This window comes from Robiginitalea sp. (assembly GCF_049588695.1).
Classification (GTDB): domain Bacteria; phylum Bacteroidota; class Bacteroidia; order Flavobacteriales; family Flavobacteriaceae; genus Robiginitalea.
Map to the genome: position 1 here is coordinate 1 of NZ_JBAVZJ010000222.1, position 8516 is coordinate 8516.

Consider the following 8516-nt stretch of genomic DNA (forward strand, 5'->3'; position numbering starts at 1 on the left):
TCCGGACTTCTCAGCGTTAGTATTCTTGCATTTCAAAACCCAATCTTGCTATGCTTTACGATACCTACGGAGAGGAATACCTAACATTCCTTCAGGAATTAAATGAAATTTTAAGTGTAAACAAACTGGTGGAAGTAGATTACCTCTAGTGATCCGGTTACCCTAAATCTGAATTCCCATGGCAGACCAAAATCAAAACAACGCAGCCTATCTGGATTTTATCCAGAGTCTCAATGAAATTCTGCTTGACTTCGAAATCAGCGGACTAAATTGTTCTTAGTGTTTATTAGTGTGTAAAAAAAAAGCGGTACCGAAAGGACCGCTTTTTTTGATTAACCCAAATAGGCTTTGAGCAATTTACTTCTCGACTGATGCCGCAATTTCCGAATGGCTTTTTCCCGTATCTGCCTGACCCGCTCGCGAGTAAGATCGAAGGTCTGTCCGATTTCTGCCAATGTCATGGATTGTTGGTCACCAATGCCGTAATACAGTTTAATCACATCTGCCTCCCTTGGAGAAAGGGTTTCCAGGGCCCTGTTAATCTCGGTGTTCAGGGATTGTTGCATCAGGGTTTTATCCGGCCGGGGAGATTCTCCCGAACGCAGGACGTCGTAGAGGTTAGAATCTTCACCTTCTTTAAGTGGAGCGTCCATAGAGACGTGCCGTCCCGAGTTTCGGATGGACTGTTTTACTTCACTGATAGACATGTCCAGTTCTTTGGCAATTTCTTCCGCAGATGGCGGGCGTTCATGGGCCTGCTCCAGATAGGAAAATGTCTTTTTGATTTTATTTATCGATCCGATCTTGTTCAATGGCAGTCGCACCACACGGGATTGCTCAGCCAGGGCCTGGAGGATACTCTGACGAATCCACCATACCGCATAGGAGATAAACTTAAAGCCCCTGGTTTCATCAAACCTTTTGGCAGCTTTAACGAGTCCTACATTTCCTTCATTGATTAAGTCAGGTAACTTTAACCCTTGATTCTGGTATTGTTTGGCAACTGAAACGACAAAACGGAGGTTGGCTTTTGTCAGCTTTTCCAGGGCTATCTGGTCTCCTTGTTTTATGCGCTGTGCAAGTTCTACTTCTTCATTGGCGGTTATTAAATCGATTTTACTGATATCTTGCAGGTACTTGTCAAGGGATTTGGACTCCCGATTGGTTACCTGCTTGACAATCTTTAGTTGCCTCATGTATGTATATTTGGATTACGGATTAACATTCTCTCAACATACAGTTTTATTTGATCTTTTCCAAAAGCCTGATACAATTGTTTTACATAATTTATGAATCCTTAGGAAAGATTTATGAGAAAAGAAGCCCTGAAAGGCCTTTGAATACGGTAATTCTCCTTTAATTTAATCACAGATGAGCAAAAGAGCCCTAAAAGCGTATACAGATCAGTTAGACCGTGCTGCCCTGCGGGAGCAGATTCACGATTTATACGAACGGTTCCCCGAGGTTAAGACGTACTACAACTTTATTTTTAACCCGAAGGAGGATAAATTGCTGGCCGAAGCGATGGCCCGGATTGCAGAGGAGTATTTTCCAAAAAAGCGCAGGAGAGCCCGTGCCAGGCGATCTGTTGCCCATAAATACCTTAAGCACTTTAAAACACTGGGGGTTGACCCCTCCCTGCAGGCCGAACTGATGGCATTTAACCTGGAGACCGGATTGCGATTCGAAAAGACGCGGAATTGTCCGGAGGCTTTTTACAAGAGTATGTACCGGTCGTACCGCGAATGGGGAGCCCATCTGATTCATTCCGGAATTTACAGGGAGTACCGGGAAAAATATACCCAAATAGCCCGGGATGTGGATCTGGCGAATTGGCCGAATAAAGATTCCTTTCTCGACTTTCTGGAACAATTGTAACCTCATGATAAAAAAACTTCTGTCCTCTGGCAGACCGCTGTGGTTCTTTCAAAAGAGGATAGCTCCACCCGCCCTGGTTCTTTCGGTACTTTTGGGGTTGCTTCTGTTTAAAAGTTATTGGGCCGCAGGGTTGATTTTCCTGATCATGGGGCCAATCTGGCATTACTTTATCTACGAGGTGCGGTATAAGCAGGAATACTATTTTTATTTTAACCTGGGCTTCACACGCTTGAGTCTGTGGGTTTCTACCCTGATCCTCTCGGTAATTGTCTTTCTTACCATATCCATAATAATGAGCCTTATATGAGTCTTTTACAGGTTGACAGCATTCGAAAATCCTGGAATCAGACCCCTTTACTTACCGATGTATTCCTGACCTGCCAGACGGGAGAGATCGTCGGCCTGCTGGGTCGCAATGGTTCGGGAAAGTCTACCTTGTTAAGGTTAATTTATGGCGATATTACCTGTGAATCCCGTTTTGTAAAAGTGGATCAAACCGTTTTAAACAGCCTTGCACCGACGCGAAAGCACCTGAATTATTTACCGGAACACCCCTTTTTGCCAGGAGGATTAAAGGTAGGAGATGTACTGAGGTGTCAGGGGCGGAGCGTATGGCCGGAAATAGGTAAAGGAGAAGCATTTTTAAGGGCTTTGATTCCGAAGAAGGTCAGGGACCTTTCTTTTGGGGAACGCCGATTTGTAGAAATCATTACAGTCCTCAACGGCACGGGTAGTTTTGTACTATTGGATGAACCCTTTAAGGGACTCGGACCTTTGATTAAGGAGCAGATCGTACACCAAATCGGCCAGGTGAAATCTCGTAAGGGTATAGTGGTTACAGATCACGACGCTACCGAAATCCTTGCCATATCCGATAAAATCCTGTTGCTTAGCAGGGGGTATTTAAGAAAAATAAAAAATCCGAAGGAACTCATTGATGGTGGATATCTCCCCAAGGATTTCCAAATGTGAGCTACAATTGAATTAAACGAAAGTATATGGCTATTGCAGTAGTGCGAAACGACAATATGACAGACGTATGGAAAGATGCGCTCAGGGCACAGGCACCGGATGTTCCGGTTTACGGCCCTGGAGAAGATTTTCGCGAGTCGGATATAAAAATGGCAGCGGTTTGGAAACATCCTCCGGGCAGCCTTAAAACCTATCCGAACCTGTTGGGTATTCAGGGGTTGGGGGCAGGGGTTGACTTCATCTTTGAAGATACTGAGATTCGGGAAGACTTGCCTATTATGCGGGTGGTGGATCCTTATCTCGCCTCCGATATGGCAGAATTTGTACTGGCCGTTGCCACCGGAATGCTTAAGAGGCTTCAGTACTACAAATACAATGAATCCCTTTCCCTGTGGAAACCCAAAACCTACCAGAGGTTTAAGGAGGTGACTGTGGGGATAATGGGTTTGGGTAAATTGGGGCTGGCCGTGGCCCAATCCCTGGAGTCTGCAGGTTTTTCAGTGGTGGGTTGGACCCGAAATTCCCTTCCAAAGGTGCGTTTTGAAGTATTTCGGGGAAGCGCGGAGCGCACCCGGTTTTTGAAACGCTCTGAGATCCTGGTCTGCCTCTTGCCGCTGACCCCCGGGACAAGGGGCATTCTAAACCGGGATGTCTTTAAGACCCTGCCCAAGGGGGCCCGGTTGATCAATGTAGCGCGAGGCCCGCTCTTAGAAGATGGTGACCTCTTATATGCGCTGGATCAGGGGATGCTTTCAGAGGCTTGCCTGGATGTTTTCCACACCGAGCCACTGCCTCAGGATCACCCGTTCTGGAAGCATCCGGCAGTGCATATAACCCCGCATATTGCCAGTGTTTCCGATCCGAAATCGGTAGCACCCCAGATTATTTCGAACTATCGGAAACTCATCAAAGGCGCGGTCCCTGAAAATATTGTTTCCAGGAGTGCCGGGTATTGACTAAATCCATATATCTGAAGAATGGATTTCGCCAAAGTATAAAAATCCAGTAGTTTTGCAAATTGATCCGGAACGCGGAAAGTTCTGGATTCCCATCCGTGAAAAATTGTAGTATTGGGCACGAAAACTGCGTATTCAGAAAAAACGCTTTACGATTATCAACTCCAGGATCTCAATAAGATTTTTGGTGTATTGGAGGAGTCACCGACCGATGTTAACCTGCTGTACCAATTGCCTACAGGGGGTGGGAAGACCGTTGTATTTTCTGAAATCGCAAAGCGGTATATCGCAGAGACCGGAAAAAAGGTCGTAGTCCTGACTCACCGGATTGAACTAAGCCTTCAGACTTCCCGAATGCTTGAAGGTTTTGGGGTTCACAATAAAATCATCAATAGCGAAGTCAAGGAATTACCGGACGAGGAATCTTATCAGTGTTTCGTGGCAATGGTGGAAACCCTCAACAACCGACTTCAGGAAAAGGCCATTGAACTCCACGGTATTGGCATGGTTATCATTGACGAGGCCCATTACAATTCCTTCAGAAAACTCTTTAAGTATTTCGAAAAGGCGATCATCCTCGGGGTTACGGCAACGCCCTTGAGTTCCAACATCAAATTGCCGATGAAAGACCACTACAAAAAGCTCATTGTAGGGGAATCCATCGCCTCCCTGATTTCGAAAAAGTTTCTGGCACGTGCAAATATGTACAACTACGACGTCAGCCTGAAATCACTGAAACTAGGTGTTAACGGGGATTACACGGTGCGCTCCTCAGATGCCCTGTACAGCAATCAGCTGATGCTGGGCAAACTGGTCAGCTCCTATGAAGAGTTGGCCAAAGGGACAAAAACACTCATTTTTAACAATGGGATTAGCACCTCGAAGTACGTTTATGAGTTGTTTAAAAAGGCCGGATACCCCATTCGGCACCTCGATAATAAAAACACGGCTACTGAACGGCGGGAGATCCTGGACTGGTTTTCCAATACCCCTGACGCCATTCTTACTTCGGTGAGTATTTTAACCACGGGCTTTGACGAGCCCAGTGTACAGACCATTATCCTGAACCGGGCCACCCGTTCCCTGACTCTGTATTTTCAAATGATCGGTCGGGGTTCGCGTATTCTCAAGGATAAAGAAGAATTTACAGTGGTGGATCTCGGGAATAATATCGCGCGTTTCGGTCCCTGGGACGATCCTTTGGATTGGCAGGAGATATTCCACTTCCCGGACTTTTATCTGGAAAACATCCGAAACGACGAAGAGATCGAACGGGAATTTGTCTATGTTATGCCGGATGAGTTGCGGGATCGGTTTAAAAAGTCGGATGTCATCGATATGGACATCAAACAAGCCTACAAAGATGCTTTTGCCAATGGCCGCAAATCCAAGAAGGTATTGGAGGAGAGTATTGAACAGCATGCCCGGATGTGTGTCGAAAACTCCTCGGACATTTTTGACGCTCGGATTCTGGCAAAAATGCTCCGGGAAGAAATACACTTCAGGATAAAGCAGTATTCGTATTGCATCATGAACAACACACAGAACTACAGGGACTGGCTTCAGGAAGATTACGAACGCCGGCTACGACTTCGTATCTCACAACTTTACGCCTCTCGTTTATAGGTCTTTACCATGCCAGGGCCAGATACAGGTTATAAGTCTTTACTCGTTATCGGCCACCAATGGCCGGAACCTAAGGCCACAGGGGCGGGTGTGCGCATGCTATGGCTCTTAAACGGTTTTCTGCAGGAGGGGTTTCATATCGTATTTGGCTGTGCTTCAGGTTCAGGGGATTATCGTTTTGATCTGGGGAAACTGGGTATCACCGAAGTCAAAATTAAACTCAACGATACCTCCTTTGATTCCTTTCTTCAGAAAAACAGGTTCACCCATGTGCTTTTTGATCGCTTTCTCACCGAAGAGCAGTTTGGCTGGCGTGTTCGGGACAACCTGCCCGGGGCGCAGGTGCTTCTCGACACCGAAGACCTGCATTCCCTGAGGCATTCCAGGGAAGATGTCCTTAGAAGGGGAGGGGAGTGGTCGGTTGCCGATTGGGTGGAACATCCCATCTTTTACAGGGAAGTCGCGAGCATGTTCCGTTCAGACCTTAGCCTGATCATTTCCAAACCGGAAATGGAACTCCTGCGCGCTGAGGTACCTCACCTGAGGGAAAAACTGGTCTATTTACCTTTTGGAATGGATGGTCCCGCTGCGGTATCGGGGGTAAATTTTCATAAACGCTCTGATTTTGTTTTTGTAGGAAATGGCAAACACCCGCCGAATCGGGATGCTATTACCTACCTGAAAACGGATATCTGGCCCCGGATTCGCAAGAGACTACCCGATGCTGAATTACAGATTTACGGCGCCTATCTGCCCAACCAAATCCTCCAGATGCATACACCGGGGGAAGGCTTTCAGGTAAGGGGCTGGGCACCAGAACTCCAGCCCGTCCTCAGTACTCCCCGACTCCTGTTGGCTCCCTTGCGTTTCGGGGCGGGAATCAAAGGGAAAATTCTAAAGGCTTCAGTATTCGGTCTTCCCGTAATGGGCACTTCCCTCGCTTTTGAAGGGATTATGGAAGCGGATAACACCCTGCCCTTTGTCGCCGATTCGGCAGAACAATTTGCTGAAAAAGCGGTAGCCCTCTACACGCATACGACGGAATGGGAGCAGGCCCTGGGGCAACAACAACAGGCCTCAAAAGCGCATTTCAATACTTCGTTTAATACCCTTACAGGGGCTATGGATTCCCATCCGCAAAGGTATAAATCGCTTCCCCGGGAAACCCGGATAATCCAAAACCTGCTCAGAAATGAGGCCTTTGGCCGGCTGCGCTATCTTTCCCGCTGGATAGAAGCTAAAGAAAAAGGGGAGAATTAGGTCGTGGATAGTATCTTTGGGAATCCGTAAAAAGTACTTTAGAACTCATAATTATGAAGAAGATTCCCTGGAAATCCGCTGGCAACTTTGAAGATATAACATACAAAAAGGCCGGGGGAGTGGCCCGAATTGCATTTAACCGGCCGGAAGTGCGCAATGCCTTCCGTCCCAAAACAACCAAGGAGCTCTATGAGGCCTTTTACGATGCCCAGGAGGATACTTCTATTGGCGTGGTTTTGCTCTCAGGGGAAGGGCCTTCGCCCAAAGATGGGGTTTATTCTTTTTGCAGTGGGGGAGACCAAAAGGCCAGAGGGCATAAGGGATACGTCGGGGAAGACGGATACCACCGCCTGAATATATTGGAAGTTCAGAGATTGATACGGTTTATGCCCAAGGTAGTCATCGCCGTGGTCCCCGGTTGGGCTGTGGGAGGGGGGCACAGCCTGCACGTGGTCTGTGATCTTACCCTGGCAAGTGAAGAGCACGCCATTTTTAAACAAACCGATGCAGATGTCACAAGTTTTGACGGGGGGTACGGTTCAGCTTATCTCGCTAAGATGATCGGTCAGAAGCGCGCACGCGAAATATTCTTTTTGGGCCGGAATTACAGCGCGCAACAAGGGTATGAAATGGGTATGGTCAACGCGGTTATTCCACATGAGGCCCTTGAGGAGACGGCCTATGAATGGGCAGAGGAAATACTCGCCAAGTCCCCTACGTCTATCAAAATGTTAAAATTTGCAATGAACCTCACCGATGACGGTATGGTCGGACAGCAGGTTTTTGCAGGGGAGGCGACGCGTTTAGCGTATATGACGGAAGAAGCCAAAGAGGGGAGAAATGCATTTTTGGAAAAGCGCAAACCGGACTTCGGGAAGGACAAATGGATTCCGTAAGCCGGGGCACAAAGAAAATCTTTTGAGGGTCATCCGCTCCAGCCGAATCACACGGTGGTACTAACCCCTGCGGAATATAATTGCAGCCGGCCTTCTCCGGGCCTTCCACGTCTGCAGTGAAATCCAATAAAAAGTATCGGGGTTTCTCAAACTAAAAAGAGCCCTGCCGTTTGGGACAGGACTCTTTTACGAGAACACTATATGAAAATGAAAAAATAAACTTGTAATGCTTTGTTTTTGATTACGATGTAAACATACGGCAGCAGGTGGAGTCCGGAAACTTATTGTTGTGAAAAGGGCAATTTCTGTGGTGAGGGTTTTTATTGTTGTAGGGAGCCCCCGCGGACCAATGCTTACAGCGGTCCTCAAGTCTAAGGGAACGCGGCGATAACTTCTTTTAAAAAAGCATTGAGTTCAAAGTCCGGGTCTTCTGCAAGTCCCGTGCGTACGATCACCAAATCCCTGGACGGGATGATAAAGACGTGCTGTCCCTCGAATCCATTGGCCATATACATATCCCGGGGTGCATCCGGATACTTGCCTCCGGCGTTTAACCAGAAATGGGCCCCGTATGCCTCCTGTGAATGGGAAGTGGGTGAGGCCACATAGTCGGCCCAGGTGGGATCAAAGATTTGTGAATCCCCCCATTTCCCCCTGTTGAGATAGAGCAAGCCAAATCTGGCCCAATCCCGGGTGGAAGCCCATCCATAAGAAGAACCTACAAAATTTCCCTTCAGATCTGTCTCCAGGAGCATGGTGTGCATTCCTATTTTATCGATGAGCTCGCGATACGGAAAGTCGAGATATTCCTGGGGATCCGGGAATTGCTTTCTCAGAAGCCCCGATAAAAGGTTAGAAGTTCCGGAGGAATAATACCAAACAGACCCCGGGGGACCTGTAAGTTCCTTCTCGGCCTGGGGTGTACTCA

9 protein-coding genes are annotated in these 8516 nt (G+C 47.5%); 7 read left to right on the plus strand and 2 right to left on the minus strand.

Translation table 11 applies throughout. The features are described from left to right. Window positions 1–332: 332 nt before the first annotated feature. Entirely contained in the window at window positions 333–1196 is an 864-nt protein-coding gene (locus WBV75_RS05345; RefSeq protein WP_424119613.1) for a sigma-70 family RNA polymerase sigma factor, read from the minus strand. A gap of 175 nt (window positions 1197–1371) precedes the next feature. On the opposite strand from WBV75_RS05345, the gene WBV75_RS05350 reads away from it, so the two are divergent. The 7 genes from WBV75_RS05350 to WBV75_RS05380 all read left to right on the plus strand — a co-directional run bounded on the left by WBV75_RS05350 (window position 1372) and on the right by WBV75_RS05380 (window position 7588). Beyond that, window positions 1372–1878, plus strand: coding sequence for a DUF6155 family protein (locus WBV75_RS05350; RefSeq protein WP_424119614.1), 507 nt, complete (start codon window positions 1372–1374; stop codon window positions 1876–1878). Between the two features lie 4 nt (window positions 1879–1882). Then, a complete protein-coding gene (locus WBV75_RS05355; RefSeq protein ID WP_424119615.1) occupies window positions 1883–2185 on the plus strand; it encodes a hypothetical protein in 303 nt (100 codons plus the stop codon). Continuing rightward, window positions 2182–2850 (plus strand): ATP-binding cassette domain-containing protein, encoded by a 669-nt coding sequence (locus tag WBV75_RS05360; RefSeq protein ID WP_424119616.1) that lies wholly within the window; start codon window positions 2182–2184, stop codon window positions 2848–2850. Before WBV75_RS05355 ends, WBV75_RS05360 begins: the two co-directional genes overlap by 4 nt. Before the next feature lie 26 nt (window positions 2851–2876). Continuing rightward, entirely contained in the window at window positions 2877–3806 is a 930-nt protein-coding gene (locus WBV75_RS05365) for a 2-hydroxyacid dehydrogenase (RefSeq protein ID WP_424119617.1), read from the plus strand. A 114-nt stretch (window positions 3807–3920) separates the two neighbouring features. Then, window positions 3921–5432, plus strand: a complete 1512-nt coding sequence (locus WBV75_RS05370) for a DEAD/DEAH box helicase (RefSeq protein ID WP_424119618.1) — start codon at window positions 3921–3923, stop codon at window positions 5430–5432. Window positions 5433–5441: 9 nt separating this feature from the next. After that, the gene (locus tag WBV75_RS05375) at window positions 5442–6692 is read left to right on the plus strand and encodes a glycosyltransferase (protein ID WP_424119619.1); all 1251 of its coding nucleotides are present in this window, start codon (window positions 5442–5444) and stop codon (window positions 6690–6692) included. 53 nt (window positions 6693–6745) lie between these two features. Next, window positions 6746–7588: a 1,4-dihydroxy-2-naphthoyl-CoA synthase gene (locus WBV75_RS05380; RefSeq protein WP_424119620.1), complete on the plus strand. Its 843-nt coding sequence runs from the start codon at window positions 6746–6748 to the stop codon at window positions 7586–7588. A gap of 371 nt (window positions 7589–7959) precedes the next feature. On the opposite strand, the gene WBV75_RS05385 is transcribed toward WBV75_RS05380, so the two are convergent. Beyond that, a partial coding sequence (locus WBV75_RS05385) for a serine hydrolase domain-containing protein (RefSeq protein WP_424119621.1) occupies window positions 7960–8516 on the minus strand: 557 nt, incomplete at its 5' end.